The 23,125-nt window shown below is 47.5% G+C and carries 19 protein-coding genes; 9 read left to right on the top strand and 10 right to left on the bottom strand.

The genetic code is table 11. The features are described from left to right. Positions 1-381: 381 nt before the first annotated feature. The 7 genes from ACWYVB_RS11605 to ACWYVB_RS11575 form a co-directional block, all read right to left on the bottom strand. Positions 382-1,140 carry an SDR family oxidoreductase gene (locus ACWYVB_RS11605; RefSeq protein WP_317410439.1) on the bottom strand — a complete coding sequence of 253 codons (759 nt, stop codon included), beginning with the start codon at positions 1,138-1,140 and terminating at the stop codon, positions 382-384. 9 nt (positions 1,141-1,149) lie between these two features. Further along, entirely contained in the window at positions 1,150-2,046 is an 897-nt protein-coding gene (mmsB, locus tag ACWYVB_RS11600) for a 3-hydroxyisobutyrate dehydrogenase (protein WP_317410438.1), read from the bottom strand. Positions 2,047-2,064: 18 nt separating this feature from the next. After that, positions 2,065-3,195 carry an enoyl-CoA hydratase/isomerase family protein gene (locus tag ACWYVB_RS11595; RefSeq protein WP_317410436.1) on the bottom strand — a complete coding sequence of 377 codons (1,131 nt, stop codon included), beginning with the start codon at positions 3,193-3,195 and terminating at the stop codon, positions 2,065-2,067. 10 nt (positions 3,196-3,205) lie between these two features. Further along, the gene (locus ACWYVB_RS11590; RefSeq protein WP_317410435.1) at positions 3,206-3,982 is read right to left on the bottom strand and encodes an enoyl-CoA hydratase; all 777 of its coding nucleotides are present in this window, start codon (positions 3,980-3,982) and stop codon (positions 3,206-3,208) included. Positions 3,983-4,031: 49 nt separating this feature from the next. Further along, positions 4,032-5,186 carry an acyl-CoA dehydrogenase family protein gene (locus ACWYVB_RS11585; protein ID WP_457529010.1) on the bottom strand — a complete coding sequence of 385 codons (1,155 nt, stop codon included), beginning with the start codon at positions 5,184-5,186 and terminating at the stop codon, positions 4,032-4,034. 90 nt (positions 5,187-5,276) lie between these two features. After that, a complete protein-coding gene (locus ACWYVB_RS11580) occupies positions 5,277-6,770 on the bottom strand; it encodes a CoA-acylating methylmalonate-semialdehyde dehydrogenase (RefSeq protein WP_317410432.1) in 1,494 nt (497 codons plus the stop codon). A 70-nt stretch (positions 6,771-6,840) separates the two neighbouring features. Continuing rightward, positions 6,841-8,019: a thiolase family protein gene (locus ACWYVB_RS11575; RefSeq protein WP_317410431.1), complete on the bottom strand. Its 1,179-nt coding sequence runs from the start codon at positions 8,017-8,019 to the stop codon at positions 6,841-6,843. A 209-nt stretch (positions 8,020-8,228) separates the two neighbouring features. Between ACWYVB_RS11575 and ACWYVB_RS11570 the strand changes: the two genes are divergently transcribed. From ACWYVB_RS11570 to ACWYVB_RS11545, 6 genes are all read left to right on the top strand, one after another. After that, entirely contained in the window at positions 8,229-8,615 is a 387-nt protein-coding gene (locus ACWYVB_RS11570) for a MerR family transcriptional regulator (RefSeq protein ID WP_005373242.1), read from the top strand. A 45-nt stretch (positions 8,616-8,660) separates the two neighbouring features. Then, the gene (locus ACWYVB_RS11565; RefSeq protein WP_317410429.1) at positions 8,661-9,830 is read left to right on the top strand and encodes an isovaleryl-CoA dehydrogenase; all 1,170 of its coding nucleotides are present in this window, start codon (positions 8,661-8,663) and stop codon (positions 9,828-9,830) included. 114 nt (positions 9,831-9,944) lie between these two features. Continuing rightward, a complete protein-coding gene (locus ACWYVB_RS11560) occupies positions 9,945-11,552 on the top strand; it encodes a carboxyl transferase domain-containing protein (protein ID WP_317410428.1) in 1,608 nt (535 codons plus the stop codon). Positions 11,553-11,646: 94 nt separating this feature from the next. Further along, positions 11,647-12,429, top strand: a complete 783-nt coding sequence (locus ACWYVB_RS11555) for an enoyl-CoA hydratase-related protein (RefSeq protein WP_317410426.1) — start codon at positions 11,647-11,649, stop codon at positions 12,427-12,429. Then, positions 12,422-14,470: an acetyl/propionyl/methylcrotonyl-CoA carboxylase subunit alpha gene (locus tag ACWYVB_RS11550; protein WP_457529006.1), complete on the top strand. Its 2,049-nt coding sequence runs from the start codon at positions 12,422-12,424 to the stop codon at positions 14,468-14,470. The genes ACWYVB_RS11555 and ACWYVB_RS11550 overlap by 8 nt, the downstream gene beginning before the upstream one ends. Further along, the gene (locus tag ACWYVB_RS11545) at positions 14,451-15,353 is read left to right on the top strand and encodes a hydroxymethylglutaryl-CoA lyase (protein ID WP_457529004.1); all 903 of its coding nucleotides are present in this window, start codon (positions 14,451-14,453) and stop codon (positions 15,351-15,353) included. Before ACWYVB_RS11550 ends, ACWYVB_RS11545 begins: the two co-directional genes overlap by 20 nt. Positions 15,354-15,439: 86 nt before the next feature. Here ACWYVB_RS11545 and ACWYVB_RS11540 read toward each other — a convergent pair whose 3' ends face one another. Together ACWYVB_RS11540 and ACWYVB_RS11535 are read right to left on the bottom strand one after the other, a co-directional pair. Continuing rightward, on the bottom strand, positions 15,440-18,061 hold the full coding sequence (locus ACWYVB_RS11540) for a hybrid sensor histidine kinase/response regulator (RefSeq protein WP_256936480.1): 2,622 nt from the start codon (positions 18,059-18,061) through the stop codon (positions 15,440-15,442). Between the two features lie 11 nt (positions 18,062-18,072). Next, positions 18,073-18,909 carry a phosphate/phosphite/phosphonate ABC transporter substrate-binding protein gene (locus tag ACWYVB_RS11535; RefSeq protein ID WP_264912309.1) on the bottom strand — a complete coding sequence of 279 codons (837 nt, stop codon included), beginning with the start codon at positions 18,907-18,909 and terminating at the stop codon, positions 18,073-18,075. A gap of 132 nt (positions 18,910-19,041) precedes the next feature. Between ACWYVB_RS11535 and ACWYVB_RS11530 the strand changes: the two genes are divergently transcribed. Both ACWYVB_RS11530 and ACWYVB_RS11525 read left to right on the top strand, forming a co-directional pair. Further along, positions 19,042-19,362 carry a DUF1840 domain-containing protein gene (locus ACWYVB_RS11530; RefSeq protein ID WP_031427956.1) on the top strand — a complete coding sequence of 107 codons (321 nt, stop codon included), beginning with the start codon at positions 19,042-19,044 and terminating at the stop codon, positions 19,360-19,362. Between the two features lie 248 nt (positions 19,363-19,610). Continuing rightward, complete coding sequence (locus ACWYVB_RS11525; protein ID WP_074190546.1) at positions 19,611-20,159, top strand: sugar O-acetyltransferase; 549 nt, start codon at positions 19,611-19,613, stop codon at positions 20,157-20,159. A 9-nt stretch (positions 20,160-20,168) separates the two neighbouring features. Here ACWYVB_RS11525 and ACWYVB_RS11520 read toward each other — a convergent pair whose 3' ends face one another. Further along, on the bottom strand, positions 20,169-21,584 hold the full coding sequence (locus ACWYVB_RS11520) for an aminotransferase-like domain-containing protein (RefSeq protein WP_074190710.1): 1,416 nt from the start codon (positions 21,582-21,584) through the stop codon (positions 20,169-20,171). A 154-nt stretch (positions 21,585-21,738) separates the two neighbouring features. Here ACWYVB_RS11520 and ACWYVB_RS11515 point away from each other — a divergent pair, with 154 nt between their 5' ends. Further along, the gene (locus ACWYVB_RS11515) at positions 21,739-23,103 is read left to right on the top strand and encodes a cytochrome ubiquinol oxidase subunit I (RefSeq protein WP_025526204.1); all 1,365 of its coding nucleotides are present in this window, start codon (positions 21,739-21,741) and stop codon (positions 23,101-23,103) included. The last annotated feature ends 22 nt before the right edge of the window (positions 23,104-23,125 follow it).

The following is a 23,125-nucleotide window of genomic DNA, read 5'->3' as shown; positions in this document are numbered from 1 at the left end:
GGTTATTTTATTATTAAGGTAGCTGAAGGTTATTCAGCCAGCCTCATATTCCCATGTATTTTGCGCTGAATAATAAATCACCATCTTTAGATGTCGAAATGGTTTTCGGTCACAATATAATCAATAAGAGTATTTTTCATACCCCTAGAAGCAAAATCTCACTAATGAGACAAATAATTGTCTTGATTGTGAATTAATGTATTTACATAAAAATTAACACGAGAGCACTTATTCATACCAAAAATACAAAAGAGTTGTAAATGTAATCGGTACAGCAGCCGTTGCTAAAACATCCATTAAAAATTATCGATAGAAACAATATAAGAAAGGAGGAAGGAAGCGGACAATCAAGCTCGCTCCCCTTTTTAATATGAGGAAGGGCTACATTCGCATTCCGCCATCGACTTCGAATACTCTTCCAGTCACGAACTCATTGGTTAACACGTATTTGATGGTCGAAGAAATTTCATCAACAAGACCTAAGCGTCCGACAGGAATCATTTTGACTAAACGCTCCATCGCTTCAGGTTTTATTTGGTCCGTCATGGCAGTCTTGATGACACCCGGAGCAATCGCTACTGAGCGAATTCCGAAACGCCCTAACTCTTTAGCCCACACCGTAGCCATGGTGGCTACCGCCGCTTTGGATGCAGAATAGTTAGTTTGACCAATATTCCCCGCACGCGCGACGCTAGATATGTTGATCAGAACGCCTTTGCTATCGGTGTTCAGCATTACCTTGCTCGCTTCGCGGCCACACAGAAAAGTACCTGTCACATTCACATCCATAACAGACTGAAATTGTTCCAGCGACATCGCGTTAATCTGACCATCTTTAACTTTGATGAACATGCCATCGCGCATAATGCCTGCGTTATTGATCACGCCATTGAGTTGTTTGAAATCCGCTTCAATTTGCTCAAAAGCAGCGCACACTTCTTGTTCTTCCGTCACGTTCGCTACATAAAAACGAGTGGTGACGCCGAAAGATTCACACTCCGCTTTCGTTTCAGCCAGTTGATCTGAATTGAGGTCGATAAGCGCAAGGTGAACACCGCTTTCCGCTAGCGACAGCGCCATTTGTTTACCAAGCCCCTGCCCGGCCCCCGTGATCGCAATAACCTTATTTGCTAGATCCATAAGCACTCCTTAGGCCTGATTTTGCTTTTGGTAGAACTCAAACAAGCTTGAAAAATCTTTTTGTCCGTTGCCCTGACCGTTGTGAAAATTAAACAGGTTACGAGCCAAGCTGCCCATTGGTGTTGATGTTTGACTGGCAACCGCCGCTTCCATCGCAAGACCGAGATCTTTCGCCATTAACTGACTCATAAAGCCGCCCTGATAACCATTGCTTGCAGGCGTGTTTTCCATCACACCTGGGCACGGGTTGTAAAGCTCTAGCGCCCAGTTACGGCCTGAACTTTGCAGCATGATGTCAGACAGCACTTTGGGATCGAGTCCGTTTTCCATGCCTAAATTGAGTGCTTCACAAGTGCCGCTCATCAAAATGCCCAACATCATGTTATTGCAGATCTTCGCCACCTGACCGGCTCCGGCATCACCTGCATGAAAAATGTTTTTGCCCATGTGGCTAAGCACCACCTTGGCTTGAACAAAGTTCTCTTGTGAGCCGCCAACAATGAAAGTCAACGTACCTGCCGCTGCGCCCGCAACGCCACCAGATACCGGTGCATCAACAAAGCTGATGCCAAGCTGCAGCGCCTTTTCGCCAACCAAACGAGCGGTCGCTGGATCGATGGTCGAAGAGTCGATTAGCAGCGTTCCAGAATCTACGCTATCTAAGATCCCGTCTTGACCAAGATAAACACTTTGAACGTGTTGGCTAGCAGGTAGCATGGTGACCACCACGCTCGCACCTTGAACGGCTTGTTTTACCGAATCTGCACTCAACGCACCAAGTGCGGTAAGTTCTGCCACAGCGTTTGGATTCAAATCAAACACTTCGACGTTCAAGCCCGCTGTGAGTAGGTTCTTAGCCATAGGCGCGCCCATGTTGCCAAGGCCAATAAATGCAATTTTATCCATGTCGTATTTCTTCCTTGTCTAAAGTGCCACAGTGGCAACCGAGGATGCGGTCAGTGGGTATTCTGCTGAATCAATTGGCGCGAAGAAGCGTTCCAAAACTTGTGGCGTTACGTCAGAAACCGTGCGATGTTGCCAAGTCGGTTGATTGGTTTTATCGATAATCAGCGCACGAACCCCTTCCCTAAAATCACCTTCTAAGCCGCAACGTAACGTCAGATTAAATTCCATATCAAAACACGCTTTCAAAGAGAGGTTTTGATACTGCGTTAGCTGCTGATAAGTGATATTGAGCGATAACGGACTGCCATAATTCAATGCTTTTTGCGCATTGATGAACCACTTATCATCAACGTCGGCACTGCTGATTGCGCGAACAATCGAATCTAAATCACCCGAACAAAGCTGCTCAATCAATCCCGCATATGGCATCAACATCCCTTCGCTTGGCTCGCCCACTTGTACCGAACGCAGCACAGTGGCGATTTTTTCGTTGATGTTCGCTTCACCTTTCCAACTTACCGATGCAAGCAGATCCAACAGTGCTTGTTTGCTTTCTGGCTTTGCAATCCATTGGCTTAATCCCAACGCTTTCATGTCTGTCGCGTTAATTTGGCAAGCCGTCAAACTTAAGAAAAGTGCCAAATGTTTTGGTAACTGATTTAGGAAATAGGTCGCGCCTACGTCTGGGTAAAGGCCGATCTTGATCTCTGGCATCGCAAAGCGTGTGGTCGTTTCTGCAACGCGATGGCTGGCGCCCATAAATAAGCCCACACCGCCGCCCATCAGATAACCATGCCCCCACGCGATGATCGGTTTTGGATAAGTGTGAATAAGATGATCACAGCGATATTCGAGGTCAAAGAAGGTTTCCATCGCTGAAAACGCAGAATCAAAGTCTTGCTCTTTGTTTTCAAGTGCACGGTAGATCGCTTGAATATCACCACCAGCACAAAACGCTTTTTCACCTTGAGCATGCAAGAATACCGCGACGACGCTGTCGTCCGTTTGCCATTCATTAAGCTGTTTGTACAACTTCTCAATCATCACGTAACTCAACGCGTTGAGAGCTACTGGATTATCAAGCTCCAGCACACCAATAACAGATCCATCAGCGCACTTAAGCTTTGAAACATTTACTGTACCTGTCATTTGGCCTCCGCTAGCTGTTTGTCCATTGTGGCTTGCGCTTTTGCAAGAACGCATTCACACCCTCAGTCTGATCTTGTGTATTGAACAGCTGTAAAAACAGTTCACGCTCTGAAACCAATCCAGCCGCGTGAGTTTGGCTGCGTCGACCTTGAATGAGCGTTTTGCACGCAGAAATGGATTTCGGTGATTGGCCCGCAACACGCTGTGCTAGCTCCATAGCCGCTTCGAGTGCTTGACCTTTCGCCACCACCTCTTCGACTAAACCAATTTTTTCCGCTCGCTCGGCCGTCACTCGTTCGCCACATAGAATCATACGCTTCGCCCAACCTTCACCTACCAACGCGGTCAGGTTTTGTGTCCCTCCCGCACACGGCAACAAACCTACCGATGCTTCAGGAAGTGCCATTTGTACTTGTTCTTCTGCGATACGAATGTCACACGCCATCGCCACTTCCAGACCGCCGCCCATCGCATAGCCATTAATCGCTGCGATAGAAACCCCATCGAATGCAGAAAGCGCTTCAAACGCTTCACCAAATGCGAACGCCATGTCTGCTGCTTGTGATTTATCACCCGATGCAAAGTTATTAAGATCTGCTCCAGCAGAGAAGAACTTCTCGCCTTCGCCTGTTAAAACCAACGCATAAATAGAGCGATCATTGCTGAGTTCAATCGCCAACTCTTTGAGCTGATTTAGGGATTCAAGCGTCCAAGTGTTCGCTGGCGGATTACTAATCGTGAGCTTGGCAATATGCGCTTCGCGCTCTAATTTGATTTGTGCCGTCATAATCTTTCAGTCCTTTTTAATTTCTTTAGGTAAGGCTGTGTCTCGCTGACTAAAGCAGCTCAACGCCTTCCGTTAGTAATCGTCTTGCGACGATCAGACGCATGATTTCGTTGGCACCTTCAAGGATTTGGTGAACACGAACGTCTCGGAAATGGCGCTCGACTGGATATTCTTTGATGTAGCCATAGCCACCGTGAATTTGCAGCGCCTGATCGCAGACTTTAAAGCCCACATCAGTAGCAAAGCGTTTTGCCATGGCACAGTACGCACTTTTTTCTGCGTGCTGGGCATCGAGTTTAGCGGCAGCGAGTCGCACCATTTGACGCGCAGCGACCAGCTCAGTCGCCATATCAGCAAGCTTGAACTGCAACGCTTGAAATTGCGCCAGTGAACGGCCGAACTGTTTGCGTTCGTTCATGTATTGCTTGGCTTCGTTCAGTGCTTGTTGCGCAGTACCGACGGAACAAGTAGCGATATTTATTCGACCACCATCAAGGCCAAGCATGGCGAACTTAAAGCCTTCTCCCTCTTCACCCAACAGATAGTCAGCCGGAACGCGGACATTTTCGAAGGTGATCATGCGCGTTGGTTGGCAGTTCCAACCCATTTTGGCTTCTTTCTTACCGTAGCTAATGCCTTCGCAATCAGCAGGAACGACGAACGCAGAAACGCCTCCCGCTCCTTCGCCGCACGAACGCGCCATCACGACGAGAACATCTGTATCACCCGCGCCAGAGATAAACACTTTTGCGCCATTGAGGACAAACTCATCGCCGTCACGCACTGCACTGGTCGTCAGTGAAGCGGCGTCAGAGCCTGCATTGGGCTCGGTTAAACAGTAGGAAGCGAGCTTTTCACCCGAAATTAAATCCGCGCTAAATTGCTGCGCCACTTCCGCTTTGGCAAAGCTGGTGATCATCCACGTCGCCATGTTGTGAATGGTCATGAACGCCGTCGTCGCGGTGCAACCCATAGCCAACTGCTCGAAAATGATCGCCGCATCCAAACGAGACAATCCCAAACCACCATGCTCTGGCGGCGTATAGATGCTCAAAAAGCCAAGTTCACCTGCTTGACGCAGTACATCTTTAGGGAAATGATGGTTTTCATCCCACTCGGCCGCGTGCGGCGCTAACATTTGGTCTGCAAACTGCTTTGCTACTTCGGCAAACGCGAGTTGATCTTCGTTTAATTCAAAATCCATCTTGAAGTCCTAAGGTCTAATTCGTTGCACTTGAAGCCAAGCCATCTAAAGGTTTGAAAGGCTTGGCTAGAGGTATAGCTACTTCTGTGACTAGCTCAATTGAATGGTCATGTTTGGACCGCTTGGAATGTCATCTTCAAACCAACGCGCAGTGACAGTTTTCGTCTCGGTGTAGAAGCGAACCGCTTGTTTACCGTAAGCATGCAGGTCGCCGTAGAAGCTGCCTTTCCACCCCGTAAATGAGAAGAACGGCAATGGCACTGGAATCGGCACGTTAATACCTACGTTACCCACTTCGATATTGTGCTGATACTTTCTCGCGGCAGCGCCGTTCGCCGTGAAAATAGACGTACCATTACCAAAGCGGTTTGCATTGATCAGTTCAATAGCTTCATCTAGGTCATCCACTTCCATAGTTAACAGTACAGGCCCGAAAATCTCTTCCTGATAAATCGACATGTCTGTCGTCACATTGGTAAACAGTGTTGGACCGACCCAGTTACCGTTCGGGAAGCCAGATACTTCGCAATCTGTCCCATCCAGAACACAATTCGCGCCTGACGCTTTGCCTTCATTAATCAGATTCACCACTCGCTTCTTCGCTTGAGGGCTAATCAGCGGACCATAACCGGCGGTTTTATCATCCCACGCGCCAGGTTGAACCTGAGCTAACGCCTCTTTAAGCTCTGGAATCCATTCTTTGGTTTCGCCGACAAATACCGCCACCGAAATCGCCATACAGCGTTGGCCTGCGGCACCGACTGACGCGCCAACTAGGTTATTGATGACTTGCTGCTTGTTTGCATCTGGCATGATGACCATGTGGTTCTTCGCACCCGCAAATGACTGCACGCGCTTTAGGTTGTCCGTACCCGTTTTGTAGATGTACTCACCAACTGGCACTGAGCCGACAAAAGAGATCGCACGAACGACTGGATCAGTCAGAATACGGTCGACTTGCTCTTTGGTGCCGTGGACAATTTGCAACACGCCTTTTGGTGCGCCTGCCTGTTCAAACAGCTCCGCCAGTTTCATTGCCGTTAATGGCACTTGCTCTGACGGTTTCAAAATAAAGGTGTTGCCACAAGCGATCGCCATTGGGAACATCCACAATGGAATCATCGCAGGGAAGTTAAACGGTGTGATGCCAGCACAAACACCGAGCGGTTGAATGTAAGAGTAACCATCAATATTGGTCGCGACGTTTTCCACCGTTTCGCCCATCATTGAGCTACAAATGTTCGCCGCTTGTTCTACCACTTCAATCCCGCGCCAAACATCACCTTTTGCATCCGCTAGAGTTTTGCCTGTCTCACTTGAAAGCAATATCGCCAACTCATCGTGTTGCTCTTTTAGCAGGTGTTGGTAACGCAGCATCAATCTCGCACGCTCCGGCGCTGCAACTTCTTTCCAACGCTTAAACGCCTCTGTTGCGCTAGCGATCGCCGCATTCATTTCTGATTCCGTGGCACAAGGTACTTGCGCAATCACTTCGTTGGTTGCCGGGTTAGTTACATCTAGCCATTGTTTTGAGTCGGAGATGGCAAATTCACCACCGATATACTGCTTTACTTGTTCTGTCATGATGACATCCTTGTATTTTTCAGCGTTTCACTGACTACTGTTATGTAAGTGAAACTTTTTTGAGAATGAATTAGCAGATTTCAATCGCGATTGCGGTAGCCTCGCCGCCACCAATACAAAGCGATGCAACGCCACGTTTACCGCCTGTTTGTTTAAGAGCGTGAATCAAAGTCACGAGGATTCGGTTACCACTCGCACCAATTGGATGCCCCAACGCACAAGCGCCGCCGCGAGGGTTCACTTTGCTCTCGTCCAATTCGAGTGCTTTCACCGCGTATTGAGCGACAAGGGCAAAGGCTTCATTGATTTCCCAAAGGTCCACGTCTGATTTGTCCCAGCCCGTTTTTTCCAGCAGCGTTTCAATCGCGAATACGGGTGCGATGGTGAACTCATCAGGCTGTCTTGCATGCGTGCTGTACGCGACAATTTTGGCTAGAGGTTGAAGGTTTTCCTGACGGCCAAATTCACTATCAACCAATACCATTGCCGATGCACCATCAGAAATAGAACTGGAATTTGCTGCCGTTACGCCGCCATCTTTGGTAAACGCAGGTCGTAAGGTGGGAATTTTATTGACGTCGAGTTTGCTCGGTTGCTCATCGTCTACCACCAAGGTTTCGTCGCGTCGACTTTTTACGTTAACAGGCACGATCTCTTCTTTGAACAAACCTTGCTCAATCGCTTGCTGCGCACGAGTCACCGACTGCTGCGCCCAGATATCCATACTTTCACGGCTGAACTGATACTTTTGCGCGGTTTGTTCGGCAAAGACACCCATCAATTCGCCTTGGTAGGCATCCTGCAAACCGTCATAAAACATATGATCAAGCACTTGCTCATGGCCTAAGCGGAAACCATCACGCGCTTTCTTAAGTAGATAAGGAGAAGAGGACATGTTTTCCATACCGCCAGCGATAACCGCGCGCGCGTTACCAGATTGAATAAGATCATGTGCCAGCATGACGGTTTTCATACCCGAACCACAGACTTTGTTCAGTGTCGTACAACCGATCGATTGTGGCATTTCTGCTTTAAGACTTGCTTGTCTTGCTGGCGCTTGCCCCACGCCAGCAGGTAAAACGCATCCCATCAACACTTCGTCTATTTTTTGCACATCGAGTTGGCTTTCGGCTAGTGCACCTTGGATGGCTTTCGCACCGAGTTCCGTGACATCTGTTGAAGCTAATGCACCTTGAAAAGAGCCGATAGGCGTTCGCTTGGCGGCAACAATCCATGTTTCATTTTTCATTCCATTAACCTTTTGTTGACGTTTACGTCATAACTATACTAACATTTACGTTAACGTCAAGTTTGAGGTTATTGTTTGTTCGAGTGACTATTTTATTTCGAGTAAATACGAGTGATATCAAGGCTCAAGAGTGGATGTTGTTTATTTACTTTAACGTTAACGAATTGTATATTCGTATGAATGTTATACGAAAGTCGTAAGGTTAAGGAATGAACACATTTAAGATCAGCGAGCTCGCGAAAGAGTTCGACATTACTACCCGAAGTATTCGCTTCTACGAAGATTTAGGTCTCCTAACTCCGGAACGTAAAGGCAACACACGAATCTACAATGGTCGCGATCGAATTCGACTAAAACTGATTTTGCGAGGTAAGCGATTGGGCTTTTCTCTTGCAGATATCAAAGAGTTATTTGAACTCTACGATACCGATCAAAGTACTGAGCAGTTGAACTATATGATTCGGTTGATCGAAGAGAAGAAGGCAGCATTGCAACAGCAAGCAAACGACATTCAAGCGGTAATGATGGAGTTAAATGCTGCGCAGTTGCGATGCCAAAACACACTGAGATCCATGAAAGGCGAAAAAGTCACCTAACACCTCAGCTCTGGGATGTAGGTGACGTAAAGGCAAGGACACGCAATGAAATCTACCTACTCTTCCCTGAACTTTGTTTATGACGAAAATACCGATTTGCTTCGCGGGCAAATCAATAGTTTTGCTGCAAGAGAAATTGCGCCGCTAGCGCAATCTATCGACCAATCTAACGACTTTCCAAACCATCTTTGGTCCAAACTGGGTGACATGGGTCTTTTAGGTGTGACCACCAGCGAAGAGTTTGGTGGTGCGAACATGGGTTATCTCGCCCACGTTATCGCTATGGAAGAAATCAGTCGAGCATCCGCTTCGGTTGCGTTAAGTTACGGCGCTCACTCCAATCTTTGTGTCAACCAAATCCACCGCAACGGCACACAAGCACAAAAAGAAAAATACCTACCAAAACTCATCTCCGGTGAACATATCGGTGCCCTTGCCATGAGTGAACCCGGTGCAGGCTCAGATGTGGTCTCTATGCAGCTTAAAGCGGAACGTAAAGGCGATATATTCCTGCTAAACGGCAACAAAATGTGGATCACCAACGGCCCAGATGCGCACACCTATGTTGTCTACGCCAAAACCGACCCAAGCCAGCACTCCAAAGGCATCACGGCCTTTATCGTAGAACGCGGATTCCCTGGATTTACTCAAGCACAAAAACTCGACAAGTTGGGCATGCGCGGCTCGAATACGTGTGAGCTGGTCTTCCAAAACTGCGAAGTCCCTGCGGACAATATTCTCGGCGAAGAAAACCAAGGCGTGAAAGTATTGATGAGCGGCCTCGACTACGAACGTGTGGTGCTTGCCGGCGGCCCACTTGGCATCATGCAGGCGTGTATGGATATCGTTGTGCCTTACATTCACGACCGTAAACAGTTCGGTAAATCCATCGGTGAATTCCAGCTAGTTCAAGCAAAAATTGCGGATATGTACACACAAATGAATGCCGCTAAAGCGTATGTTTACGCCGTCGCTGCCGCTTGTGATCGCGGTGAAACCACCCGTAAAGATTCTGCTGGCGCGATCCTCTACAGCGCAGAGCTGGCAACCAAGATGGCACTGGATGCGATTCAACTACTTGGCGGTAACGGCTACATCAACGAGTTTGATACTGGTCGTTTGTTGCGTGATGCCAAGCTGTATGAAATTGGTGCGGGCACTTCAGAAATTCGCCGCATGCTTATTGGTCGCGAATTGTTTAACGAAAGCGCCTAATCATCATACCTAGGCGCTCTGACTCTAAATAACTTCCTTATTCAACCTAAATCTTATTCAACATAGATAAAGACGGGTGGTGTCACCCGTCTACCGAATGGAGATCGGCTATTTATGGCTTGTTTGACGACCAAAATTAATACCCATTCAGAGCAGTATCAGGAAAACTACCGCTCTATGGCGTCGCTTGTAGATCAACTTTATACCGTGACTGCCCAAATAGAAGATGGTGGCGGTGAGAAAGCTAGAGAACATCAACAGAAGAAAGGCAAACTTCCGGTACGTGAGCGCATTCTTGCCCTACTCGACCCTGGTTCGTCCTTTCTAGAAATTGGTCAGTTTGCTGGCTGGGATGTGTATCCTGATTACGTTCCATGTGCTGGTGTGGTCGCGGGTGTGGGTGTGATTGACGGCACCGAGTGCATGATCGTCGCCAACGACGTGACGGTAAAAGGCGGCAGTTACTACCCACTTACGGTGAAAAAACACTTACGCGCACAGGAAATTGCAGAAAAATGCCAACTGCCGTGTGTTTACTTAGTCGACTCTGGCGGCGCTAACCTACCCCGCCAAGATGAGGTATTCCCAGATAAAGACCATTTTGGCCGTATTTTCTACAACCAAGCCCGTATGTCGGCCAAAGGCATTCCACAAATTGCGGTGGTCATGGGGCTATGTACCGCTGGCGGCGCTTATGTTCCTGCGATGTGTGATGTTTCCATCATAGTCAAAGAACAAGGCACGATTTTCTTGGCAGGTCCACCTCTTGTAAAAGCAGCGACAGGTGAAGAAGTCAGCGCGGAAGATCTTGGTGGCGCAGACGTTCACTGCCGTACCTCTGGTGTGGCGGACTATTACGCAGAAAATGATCACCACGCGTTAGAGTTGGCAAGACAAGCGGTTTCACAAATCAACCACTTGAAACCCGTTCAACTCAAGCAAAAAGCACCACAGGAACCACGTTTTCCTGCCAAAGAGCTGTACGGCATCGTCGGAACCGATCTTAAAAAGCCGTTTGATGTTAAAGAGGTCATTGCCCGAATTGTTGATGATTCCCAGTTCGATGAATTTAAAGCCTTGTTCGGCGAAACCTTGGTCTGTGGCTTTGCCCATATTCACGGTATGCCGATTGGCATTGTCGCTAACAACGGCATTCTATTTTCGGAATCAGCACAAAAAGGCGCGCATTTTATTGAGCTGTGCGCACAACGCAAAATTCCTCTGCTCTTCTTGCAGAACATCACGGGCTTTATGGTCGGTCAGAAGTACGAAGCCGAAGGCATCGCCAAACATGGTGCGAAAATGGTAACTGCTGTTGCGTGTGCAGACGTGCCGAAGTTTACCGTGGTTATTGGTGGATCGTATGGCGCAGGAAACTACGGCATGTGTGGCCGCGCTTATGATCCAACCATGATGTGGATGTGGCCAAACGCACGTATTTCCGTAATGGGTGGAGAGCAAGCGGCTGGCGTGATGGCGCAAGTGACCCGCGATATCAAAACGCGCAAAGGCGAAAGCTGGAGCGCGGAGGAAGAAGAAGCGTTCAAACGTCCAATTGCGGAGCAATATCAGACTCAAAGCCATGCATACTACGCCAGTGCACGCCTGTGGGACGACGGCATTATTGACCCTGCGAAAACCCGTGATGTTATCGGCATTGCTCTGTCTGCTGCGCTTAATGCGCCAATACCAGACAGTAAATTTGGCATCTTCCGTATGTAGTCGGATACAAAGCAAAGCCTAACTCCTCGCTATCCATCAATGATGAATAAAGTGCTGATTAGCGAGTATTGGAATATCAGACAAAGGAAGTCACATGACCGGACTACTGCTTGAAAAAGACAGCAATGGCGTTGCCTGGTTGAGCCTGAATCGGCCAGAAAAACACAACGCGTTTAATGACGCATTGATTACATCACTAATTGAGACACTAGAACAGCTCGAAAAGGACGATTCTCTCCGTGCACTGGTGTTAAGTGCACAGGGAAAACACTTTTCTGCGGGTGCGGATCTTGGCTGGATGCAGTCAATGGCCACCAAAAACGAGAGTGAAAACCTGCAAGATGCACAGCAACTAGCAAAACTTTTGCATACGCTGGATACCTTTAGCAAACCGACTATTGCTATGGTGCATGGCGCTGCATTTGGCGGCGCACTTGGGCTTATCTGCTGCTGCGATATCGCTATTGGTACACCTGAAAGCCGCTTCTGTTTGAGTGAAGTAAAGCTCGGTTTATTACCCGCTACCATCGGACCTTACGTAATCCGAGCGATTGGACAACGACAAAGCCGACGCTACTTTTTAACCGCCGAACTGATTGATGCCGAGACTGCGCTTTCGATGAACATTCTTCATCAGATCAACTCTCAGCCAAGAGAAGCCGTCAACCGTATCATTGGTCACCTGCTTAACAACGGTCCACAAGCCATGCAGGCAGCAAAAGCACTTTGTTTACGTTGTGATAACCAACCTATCGATCACTCATTAATTGAATACACTAGCCAAGCCATAGCAACCGCCCGCGTGTCCAGCGAAGGACAAGAAGGACTAGCTGCATTTTTTGAAAAGCGCGCCGCCAATTGGAGGAATCATGTTTAAAAGAATACTGATCGCAAACCGCGGTGAAATTGCTTGCCGAATCATTAAAACCGCAAAAAGCATGGCCATCGAGACAGTTGCCGTCTATTCCGAAGCGGATCGCAGCAGCTTACATGTTAAACAAGCAGATTTCGCTGAATTTATCGGCCCTGCTCCGGCGAGTGAGTCTTATCTTGATATCGATGCGATTATCGGTGCTGCGAAAAAATGGCAAGCTGATGCTATCCACCCTGGGTATGGTTTTCTCTCCGAGAACCCAAAACTAGCCAAAGCGTGCAGCGAAAATGGCATTGTATTTATTGGCCCACCTACCAGCGCAATTGAGGCAATGGGTTCGAAGTCGCAAGCCAAGGCCATTATGTCAGAGGCGAACGTGCCTTTGGTTCCGGGTTATCACGGTACAGACAACAGCGTTGAGCACTTATTAGCGGAAGCGGAAAAAATCGGTTACCCAGTGATGCTTAAAGCAACACAAGGTGGCGGCGGTAAAGGCATGCGAGTGGTCAATAGCGCAGCCGAAATGCCCTTGGCCATCGACGGTGCGCAGCGTGAAGCGCTTTCAAGCTTTGGCGATAAGCAGCTTCTAATCGAAAAATGCATATTGCAGCCTCGCCACGTTGAAGTTCAGGTATTTGCTGACCAACATGGCAACTGTGTTTACCTGTCTGACCGCGACTGTTCCATTCAGCGTCGTCACCAAAAAGTAGTCGAAGAAGCGCCTGCTCCCGGTCTTAGTGATGAACTGCGTAAACAAATGGGTAAAGCCGCGGTTCAGGCCGCTCAAGCGATCGACTATGTTGGCGCTGGCACGGTTGAATTCTTGCTCGATAGCCGCGGTGAGTTCTACTTTATGGAGATGAATACCCGTCTGCAAGTTGAACACCCTGTCACCGAGTTGATCACTGGCGTTGATTTGGTTGAATGGCAATTCAAAATCGCAGCTGGTGAGTGTTTACCGATCTCGCAATCCGAAATCACTCATAACGGCCATTCAATCGAGCTGCGAATTTACGCCGAAGATGCCGACAACGACTTTATGCCGTCGACTGGCCGCATTGATTATTTAAAAGAACCCGTATCAGACAGTAATGTCCGCTTAGCGTGCGTGCGCGTTGATAGCGGTGTTACCCAGGGCAATACCATTAGCGAATACTACGATCCAATGATCAGCAAAATGATCGTCTGGGGGCAAACTCGTGATATCGCGCTAAAGCAGCTTAAGCAGGCGTTAACTCAATATCACGTACGTGGAGTAACGACAAACATTGGTTATCTGCACAGTATTATTTCGCAGCCAGCCTTTGCCGAGATTGAGCTCGATACAGGTTTCCTCGTCACACATCAGCAAGGCATCAGCGCGCAACAAAATGTGTCGGACTCTATCTGGCTAACGTTGGCTGCCGTTGCTCGCTGGAATGATCTCATTTCAAAATCAGGCAGCTCAACGTTACCCGCCCCAACCGCACAAGGTTTTAGGTTGTCAGTTGACAACGTCTATCGATTTAACTTCACGGATACCAATGCCAACCATCATGTACGTTTGCAACAATCATCGCAGGATACAGGTTCTCACTTCACTATCCGATGCGGCGAGGAGTTGCATCAGGTCATCCTGCTTGAAAGTGGCAACCCGTTTATCGTCGATATTGATAATGAGCGTCACACCTTTAATGCAGTTAGCGACGAACAAAAGACAACGCTGTTTTATCTTGGTCAGCAACGTACGTTCGCTCATCAACCAAGTTTTGAATCACCAAAAGGCAAAGACGACGAACTTAGTCCAACCGCACCACTGAACGGCGTTATCTCGGCGGTCATGGTGAATAAGGGAGACAAAGTAGCGGCTGGCGATCCGATGTTAGTGCTCGAAGCGATGAAGATGGAATACACCATTACCTCTCCGGTGGCAGCGACCATTGATGAAGTGTTTTATCAACATGGAGACCAAGTACAGCACGGTTCCATCCTGCTGCATTTGGCTTCTACGCCAGAAAGTGGTTGTGCCGATAAGGAGCGCGAATATGCTACCAGCGAAGGTTAATATCGTCGAAGTCGGTGCTCGCGATGGCTTACAAAATGAAACGGCAGTGACGCTGGTCGATAAAATCCGTTTTATCAATCAGCTAAGCAACAGTGGTTTAAAACATATTGAAGCGGGTTCTTTCGTCTCACCTAAATGGGTGCCACAAATGGCCGACTCTGCTCAGGTGTTTGCGGGTATCACACAGCAACCAGATGTTGTTTACAGCGCGCTTACTCCCAACCTAGCAGGGTTAGAACGTGCGCTGGAAAGTGGCGTAAAACAAATTGCGATATTTGGCTCCGCTTCAGAAGCGTTCAGCCAGAAAAACATCAACTGCAGTATTGCGGAAAGCCTAGCCCGTTTTGAACCCGTTATCGAACTGGCGAACCAACACACCATACCTGTGCGCGGGTACTTGTCTTGCACTATGGTTTGTCCCTACGAGGGAGAAATAAAACCAGAGCAAACCACAGCGGTAGCGAATGCGCTGTTTGATATGGGATGCTATGAAATATCTCTGGGCGATACTGTCGGTAAAGCAACGCCTAATCGCGTTATCGCCATGCTGGATTCGCTGTTAACGCAACTGCCAAAAGACGCGCTCGCGGTACATTTTCATGACACCTATGGACAAGCTTTGGCCAATATTTACCAAGCCTTGTTAATGGGCATCAACACCATTGATAGTGCGGTTGCTGGTTTGGGCGGCTGCCCTTACGCGAAAGGTGCCAGTGGCAATGTTGCAACGGAAGATGTGCTTTATCTTTGTGAGCAACTTGGGATTGAAACAGGCATTGATCTTAAAATAATCAACCAAGCAGGTTGGCAAATTTGCCGAGCCTTAGGTAAACGGCCGATGTCGAAAGTGGCGTTAGCATTGGGTGATCCAAACAGCTTGTAAATTGCTCAACCCACGATACACAATTACAAACGAGCATGTTTAATAACATGCTCGTTTTTTTGAGCCGATTTAATCTAACCGAAACACTAAACAGAGGCGTGCTTTTCCTCTGCAAGGGTGTGGCATCCCCACTTCGCAATCATATTAAGCAAATCACTTTTCTGAACTGGTTTTGTCAGGTAATCATCCATACCTAATGCGATACTTTTTTGTTGCTGCTCTTGCATCGCATGTGCGGAAAACGCGACGATTGGACACCAAGGAAACGCACCACTTTCCTGTAACTCACGAATGTCTTTTGTCACGCCAAAACCATCTTTGTTTGGCATAGAAATATCGGTAATCACCAAGTCCGGAGAAAGCTGTTTATAAAGTTCAACGGCTTCAACACCATCTTCCGCCAACGTCAGTTTAACACCTGTGTCTTGCAACATTTTTTCAATCAATATTCGATTGATATGGCTGTCTTCTGCGACTAATAGGTGCAGGCTAGAAAAGTCAGGATTCTCATCTGAGGCAAGTTCTCGACGCTTTTGTGTCTTAGTAGAAAACAGAGCTTGCAGTTTATGCTGCGTGACCGGTTGCGGCAATAAACGATCCCGCTCGCACGACCATGCCTGCCCTTCCTCCATCACGCAAGGTGCAAGGAACAGTACCCGTTTGGCAGCGGATTCTGTCGCATCAAGCTCATAGAGCTCATCTCTATCTTGAGCATTGTTTACACTCGCGAGGATACGATCAAAACCATCCAATTTTTTACCCAAAGACTGCGCAGTTGACCAATCGTTGGCATGAGTAACTTCAATGCCAATCTCTTGAGCTAAATGTATCAAGTGTTGCACGCGCGGTTGATAATCATCAATAAACAATAGTCGATTTGCACTCAGCTCTATCGGATCGGAAAGAAGCTGACTTTGCTTAGGCAACTGCAAACTAAAGCTAAAACACGACCCTTTTCCAAAATCTGAATGCACACAAAGCTCGCCGTTGTACATGCTGATCAAACGTTTTGAGATTGCCAACCCCAAGCCTGTACCTTCATGGCGTCTTGTCGCGGAGGTATCGACCTGCTCAAACTTATCCATAATATGAGCCAATCGATTTTCGGGAATACCAATGCCCGTATCACTCACGGAAAAATCAAAACCGTGCTCACTTTCTCTGACTTTGAGTAGCACATGGCCTTCATCTGTGAATTTCACCGCATTACCGATCAAGTTAAGCAAGATTTGATTAATCCGACCTTTATCACCGACCACGACCGTATTCATGGCCAATGGCATATCAACCAACAACTTGAGGTTCTTTTTATCCGCCTGATAGGCACACAAAGCGGTGCAGCTCTCGACGAGTGAACGCAAGTCAAACTCCTCTTCAACTAACGTCAACTTGCCCGCTTCTACTTTGCTGTAGTCGAGGATGTCGTTAATGATGGTCACAAGGTTATTGGCAGATTTGTGCAGCAGGAGCAATAACTCCCTTGGCTCTCGACGGTTTTCGTTCTCAAGCAATATCTCGCTGATCCCCATGATCGCGTTCATTGGGGTGCGAATCTCATGGCTCATGTTCGCCAAAAATTCCGATTTGGCTTGCATCGCCTTTTTCGATTTATCTAAAGCAGACGACAGACGCCTCTCCATCCTGCGCCTGTCGGTGATGTCACGCTCTACCGCAATAAAACGTAACAGCCCGCCATCTTCATCAAACACAGGAGAGAGCTCCAACTCGACCCAATACGGGTGCTTCGACTTGGTATAGTTGAGTATTTCAACCCTAATAGGAGAGTGCTTACGGACACTGTTTGAGAGCAATGCCACCGTATTTGGATCTGTGTCTGGCCCTTGGAGTAACTCGCCCGGCGATTTGCCAATAACTTCTTCCAACGTATATTCGGTTAGCTGTTCAAACGCAGGGTTTACCCATGCAATAGTGCCGTCAGGGTGAGTAATGATAATGGTATCACGCGCATGTTCAGCAACCTCAGCAAGCTGCGATATTTTGGCCGATAACTGTTGCTGGGTTTGATGCTCTTGCTGAAGTTTAGTTTGCGCTTGCGCTAAAGAGCGTGACATTTGGTTAAACGCTTCGCCAACACGTGTAACTTCGTCATTGCCTGAAATCGAAATTTGCGAACCCGGACCTTGCTGTGAAACCTTGATTACCCCAGTACGAAGAAGATCGAGCCGCTTCATCAAATAGCTACCGAGAGCATACGAAAACATGGCCACCAGCGACATTTCAATAAAGGCGATAACCAAACTTGCTTGAGTCGCAAATGAAAGAACTTGATGTACATGTTCAACATTCACACCCATTTCAACCTTACCGAAAGTCTGCTCTCCAAGAGTAATCTCTTGCGCAACATCGTAAACTCCATCGGTCACATCAAACGGTCTCACACCAGTATCAACACCGCTGTAATCCCCCTGTAGCGTCAGCTCGACGCCATCTTGGTTAACAATACGAATATAAGCCAGCTCGCGCTCACTCACGACAGAGCGAGCAAAACTGTCTAGATAGGCTAAGTCCGTCGCAATCACCGCATCTCTCGACGCCTGAGCAAATACACTCACCAAGTGTTGGCTCCCAACCTCGAGGCTAGTCTCGTTGGAACTTTCCAACCAATTAAGCCCACTAATGATGAGTACACCGAGCGCAAGGGCCTCAATAAGAGCAATGCCAAGTATCGTTTTCGAACGCAGCGTCATAGGACAACCATTTATCTTGAGATTCCCAATTGAACAACATCTTGCCAATCTTGGTCTTGTGCAAGCTGTAACCCGTCAATGTTGAGTAAAGTAAAACTCTCCTGTGCTTTTGGATCGTCATTAAGTTGCGAAATTGCCTTTCGTAAGGCAAGAGTAATCTCTTCATCGACATTATTTGAAACCGCAATAGCATGAGGCGTATAACCAGCAGTTGTATAAATGATGCTAAGTTGGTCTTTTATTTCACTCGGTAAGCTCTCAAAGGTACGCTTCACGCCACCACCAGCAATGTACAAACCTTTAAGTACCCCCAAATAGACTGAGTCGTGCGAACCGACGTATTTAGGCGTAAACTTGATGCCTTTCCGCGCCAACTCTGATTGTGTGATGATAGAAGCAGCAAATGCTCGTGGGGCAGGAAAAGCGATGGTCTTGTCTTGCAGCTCATCAAGGGAAACCGACTTCCCTCGCCTTGCTACAATAATGCCTGTGATGCGCTTATTCTTCGCTCTTGATAAAGCCGTATAACCTGGGTTTTGATTCACCAACGTAAAGTGATATGGGTTCATGTATGCAATGTCGTAGGCTCCAGCCATCAAGCGTGCTTCGAACGTGGGAATATCACGTGCCGTGGCAAACTTAATCTCAACGCCAGCAAGATCTCCCCAGCGTTGCAGTAATGGCTGCCATTGTTGCACTAGTTTGGTCGCCGACTGTTGCGGTACGACACCAAAAACAATGGAAGGTTGAGCAACGACAGAAGGTGACCATGTGCATAACACCATAAGCAACGTAAATATTCGCTTGTGAAGCCGCCAAATCAACGTCTTTAGTTGGGAGTTCAACAAAATCATCTCCTTATGTTTGTCTTTCGTTAAAGATAGATAGCTATCTGAAAGATTGCGAATTATCGGATTAAATTGCCTCGTGTCTCAGATACCATTTATACTCAAATGAACACCTACAACAGGAGCAGGTAAATGCTTATTACATTTCGTTGCCATAGCCACTCGAACGTCACTATGTTTGGCGATATTGCGATAAAGATGATCAAAATGATGGGGCATAGTGGCTCAGTACCAGGGTCAATTTCCGCTCAAGACATCCCTGATGCTCTATCTAGATTGACCTCCGCTCTCGCAGCACAAGAAGCGATAGAGCAGAACAACAGTCAAGCAATGGAAGAAGATGAGGAGCAAGAGGAACAAACGGTCAGTTTAGGACGCAGAGCATTTCCACTTATTGAGCTTTTAAAATCGGCTATTAAAGAAGAATGCGAAGTGATGTGGGACAGCCAATAAATGCTCCAAATCAAGCTGTGGAGAGGAAAGCAACATCCAATCTATACTTTCCTCCCCTGCTAAAAGGAACTCACCCAATTCACTTCACTCCTCTATTTGAATGACTCTTAACGAGTGCTTACTCAAAACTAACCTATTGAATATAAATCAGTGATAAGCCTCTGATTTTATAATAAAAATCCCCTATTGACTGAAACACTCACTTATCATTGTGGCCTCAACTGCAAACCATTAATGGAATGATTGTTATGTCAGAACTGACTCGGATGCGCTCTGGAGAAACCTATAATTGCCTGGATGAAGAACTAAAGCTAATGCGCGCCAACACTGCGCAGCTTGTCTTCCAATTTAACCACGAGCCAAACCCAGATATCCGTAGACAACTATTGGCGGAAATGGGCGTCCAATTAGAAAACAGCGCCTGTATAGAGCCACCGCTTCAACTTACCTACGGTTGTCACTTGTCCATCGGGGAAAACACCTACATCAACTGGGATGCCATTATTCTGGACAATGGACAGGTTGAGATTGGTGCGAACGTCATGATTGGGCCTAGAGTGCAAATTTACACAGCCGCTCATTCACTCGATACACAAAGACGCTTAGCCGGAGATGAGATCGCCAAACCGGTCAAAATCGGCAATAACGTTTGGATTGGTGGGGGCGCAATCATACTGCCAGGCGTGACCATTTGCGATGAGGCCGTCGTCGGCGCTGGCTCTGTCGTAACCAAAGATGTTGCGCCAGGCGATCGAGTTGCTGGAAATCCGGCGCGCTCCATTAAACCAAAAAACTGAAGAAAGTCGCTATTTTGCCAAATGTTCGCGAATAATGTTGGCAAGCAGATTGAGAGCATGGACGTATTTGTCATTGAGCTCAAAAGAAGCGTTAAGACGAATACAGTGATCGTATTGTTCTGTCAGGCTGAACATCTTTCCCGGTGCGATGCTGATATTGTCTTTTAGCGCTTCTCGATATATCTGCAAGGCGTCGATATGCTTGGGAAGCTCTAACCAAATAAAGTACCCGCCGCTTTGGCTTAACACTTTGACTTCTTCAGGTAACAGCTCACTAAGCCGATCCGTCATCTTACTTTTACGTTCAAACAGCTTTTTCCGTAACTGCTTCAAATGCGATTCATAATTGCGGCTTGTTAAATAGTGCACCAATGTCATTTGTACTGGTGCACTCGTCGCTAACGTACTCATTAACTGTAACTTTTGTACCTCTAGCGCCCGCTTTCCCGCCGCAACCCAACCAATACGTAGCCCTGCGATTAATGATTTTGAAAACGAGGAGCACAACATGGTATTGCCCGTGTCATCAAACATTCTTAGTGGGTAAACCGAGTCATTCCCGGCATGCAGTTCGCTGTACACATCATCTTCAATCACTGGCACGTTATATCGCTGTGTCAGTTCAATCAGCTTTTGTTTTTTCTCGTTGGAGAGCGTAAAACCCAGAGGATTTTGGAAGTTCGACATCAGCCAACATGCTTTCACATCGTGTGTTTGCAGCGCTCGTTCCAATGAATCTAGGTCAATACCCGTGACTGGGTCTGTTCTTACTGAGAGCGCTTTCAAACCTAACCGCTCTAAGGATTGCAATGCGCCATAGAATGCAGGCGACTCCACAACCACCCAATCTCCCGGTCTTGTGCAGGCTTGCAAACTGAGCGTTAACGCCTCCAGCGCGCCTGCCGTAATGACAATTTCATCGGGTGAAATTTCAATGCCTTTCGCAGCATAACGCTTCGCGATGATGGTGCGTAATTGTTCGTTTCCTGGAGGTAAGTTATCAAAGGTGGTGGAAATCGGCATATTGCGAGCGGCTGCGCTCATCGCCCGATTCACGTGATAGCGTGGGTACAAACTTGGATCTGGATAGGCAAAGCCAAAATTGATCATGGATGGATTTTTACTCGCCTGCAGCACATCAAATATAAACTCATTGATGTCTACCTGCTCTGTCCACGAAACCGCGGCTGGCGCTTGGGGTTCATTTGAACTCTTAATATTGGGAGCGACTCGATAACCAGAGCGCGGCTGTGAGGTGACCCAGCCTTGAGATTCCAGAATTTGATAAGCGTGCAATACCGTCATCAAGCTCAAACCCGAGTGTTCAGATTGGCGACGCAGAGAAGGCAGTTTGTCACCCGGGTGCCATATCCCCGATTTTATCTGCCTTTTAAGCTGTTCCACTAACTCTTGATACTTCGCCAAACGCAAATCCCCTTCCATAAAGCCGAATGCAAAATAATAACACTTCAATATTTAATCTGTTATAGGTTTATAGTCACTGTCTGTACCTACTTCCCTCATTCCGCTCCTTTTAAAATAGCTCTCTCATAAAACTTAAAAGATCAAAGGAAGTTTAATGTTTGGCCTCGACGCATTTATGCTTGCACGGATACAGTTCGCCTTTACGGTATCCTTTCATATTATTTTCCCCGCTATCACCATAGGTTTGGCCACCTATCTCGCCGTGCTGGAAGGCTTATGGCTAAAAACACGTAATCCCGATTACCAAAAGCTCTATCACTTCTGGTCGAAAATTTTTGCAGTTAACTTTGGGATGGGCGTTGTATCTGGTCTTGTCATGGCCTATCAATTCGGCACCAACTGGAGTGGTTTCTCCGACTTCGCTGGTTCTATCACTGGCCCATTACTGACTTATGAAGTGTTAACGGCTTTCTTTCTCGAAGCTGGATTTCTTGGCGTGATGCTATTTGGTTGGCGTCGCGTCGGCGAAAAGCTGCACTTTTTTGCAACCTCGATGGTGGCGTTAGGCACGATCATTTCGACCTTCTGGATTCTCGCCTCCAACAGTTGGATGCAAACGCCACAAGGCTATGAAATTGTCGACGGACGCGTGGTACCAACCGACTGGTTTGCTATCGTTTTCAATCCTTCATTTCCTTATCGTTTGGCGCACATGAGCGTCGCGGCTTTCGTCAGTTCAGCACTCTTTGTAGGCGCGTCAGCCGCTTGGCATTTATTGAGAGGCAATCAAACGACTGCGGTAAAAACGATGTTTTCGATGTCGCTCGGGATCTTAGTGTTCCTTGCGCCACTCCAAGCCGTGATTGGCGATGTACACGGGCTAAACACCTTAGAATACCAGCCCGCCAAAATCGCTGCCATCGAAGGGCATTGGGATAACAGTGATGGCAAACCAACCCCATTGATTTTGTTCGGCATGCCAAACATGGAACAAGAACGCACAGACTATGCCTTAGAAATTCCTGTTCTAGGAAGTTTGATCCTACGCCACAGTTTAACTGAGCCAATCCCGGCGCTGAAAGACTTCCCGAAAGAGGAACGACCGAACTCACCTATCGTCTTTTGGTCATTTCGAATCATGGTCGGGCTAGGACTCCTAATGATTTTTCAAAGCTTCTACAGCATGTGGTTACGAAAAAAGAACACGCTTTATACCTCGCGTTGGTTCCTCAAGTTTTCATTATTTATGGGGCCATCTGGTCTTATTGCGATACTCGCTGGCTGGTTTACGACAGAGGTTGGGCGGCAGCCTTGGGTCGTGTATGGCGTACAAAAAACGCGTGATGCGGTTTCTGCACACGGAGACCTACAAATGAGCATCAGCCTGCTGTGTTTCCTTGTTGTGTACAGCTTGGTGTTTGGTTTTGGGTATTACTACATGATCCACCAAATCAAGAAAGGCCCCGATGCAATCGAACACGATGAGCACGACATGACGACCGTTTCAGGCCGCATTTAGAATTTGTCACAAAGTGAAGGTA

The organism is Vibrio sp. JZG10 (assembly GCF_054064075.1).
The sequence above is the reverse complement of the archived record's forward strand: the minus strand, read 5'-3'. Positions and strand labels throughout refer to the sequence as shown.

What these genes read in the sequence shown, in the direction of transcription:
- ACWYVB_RS11605 (WP_317410439.1), bottom strand. Translation starts at nt 1,140, where the DNA reads ATGGATCTAGCAAATAAGGTTATTGCGATCACGGGGGCCGGGCAGGGG.
- mmsB (WP_317410438.1), bottom strand. Translation starts at nt 2,046, where the DNA reads ATGGATAAAATTGCATTTATTGGCCTTGGCAACATGGGCGCGCCTATG.
- ACWYVB_RS11595 (WP_317410436.1), bottom strand. Translation starts at nt 3,195, where the DNA reads ATGACAGGTACAGTAAATGTTTCAAAGCTTAAGTGCGCTGATGGATCT.
- ACWYVB_RS11590 (WP_317410435.1), bottom strand. Translation starts at nt 3,982, where the DNA reads ATGACGGCACAAATCAAATTAGAGCGCGAAGCGCATATTGCCAAGCTC.
- ACWYVB_RS11585 (WP_457529010.1), bottom strand. Translation starts at nt 5,186, where the DNA reads ATGGATTTTGAATTAAACGAAGATCAACTCGCGTTTGCCGAAGTAGCA.
- ACWYVB_RS11580 (WP_317410432.1), bottom strand. Translation starts at nt 6,770, where the DNA reads ATGACAGAACAAGTAAAGCAGTATATCGGTGGTGAATTTGCCATCTCC.
- ACWYVB_RS11575 (WP_317410431.1), bottom strand. Translation starts at nt 8,019, where the DNA reads ATGAAAAATGAAACATGGATTGTTGCCGCCAAGCGAACGCCTATCGGC.
- ACWYVB_RS11570 (WP_005373242.1), top strand. Translation starts at nt 8,229, where the DNA reads ATGAACACATTTAAGATCAGCGAGCTCGCGAAAGAGTTCGACATTACT.
- ACWYVB_RS11565 (WP_317410429.1), top strand. Translation starts at nt 8,661, where the DNA reads ATGAAATCTACCTACTCTTCCCTGAACTTTGTTTATGACGAAAATACC.
- ACWYVB_RS11560 (WP_317410428.1), top strand. Translation starts at nt 9,945, where the DNA reads ATGGCTTGTTTGACGACCAAAATTAATACCCATTCAGAGCAGTATCAG.
- ACWYVB_RS11555 (WP_317410426.1), top strand. Translation starts at nt 11,647, where the DNA reads ATGACCGGACTACTGCTTGAAAAAGACAGCAATGGCGTTGCCTGGTTG.
- ACWYVB_RS11550 (WP_457529006.1), top strand. Translation starts at nt 12,422, where the DNA reads ATGTTTAAAAGAATACTGATCGCAAACCGCGGTGAAATTGCTTGCCGA.
- ACWYVB_RS11545 (WP_457529004.1), top strand. Translation starts at nt 14,451, where the DNA reads ATGCTACCAGCGAAGGTTAATATCGTCGAAGTCGGTGCTCGCGATGGC.
- ACWYVB_RS11540 (WP_256936480.1), bottom strand. Translation starts at nt 18,061, where the DNA reads ATGACGCTGCGTTCGAAAACGATACTTGGCATTGCTCTTATTGAGGCC.
- ACWYVB_RS11530 (WP_031427956.1), top strand. Translation starts at nt 19,042, where the DNA reads ATGCTTATTACATTTCGTTGCCATAGCCACTCGAACGTCACTATGTTT.
- ACWYVB_RS11525 (WP_074190546.1), top strand. Translation starts at nt 19,611, where the DNA reads ATGTCAGAACTGACTCGGATGCGCTCTGGAGAAACCTATAATTGCCTG.
- ACWYVB_RS11515 (WP_025526204.1), top strand. Translation starts at nt 21,739, where the DNA reads ATGTTTGGCCTCGACGCATTTATGCTTGCACGGATACAGTTCGCCTTT.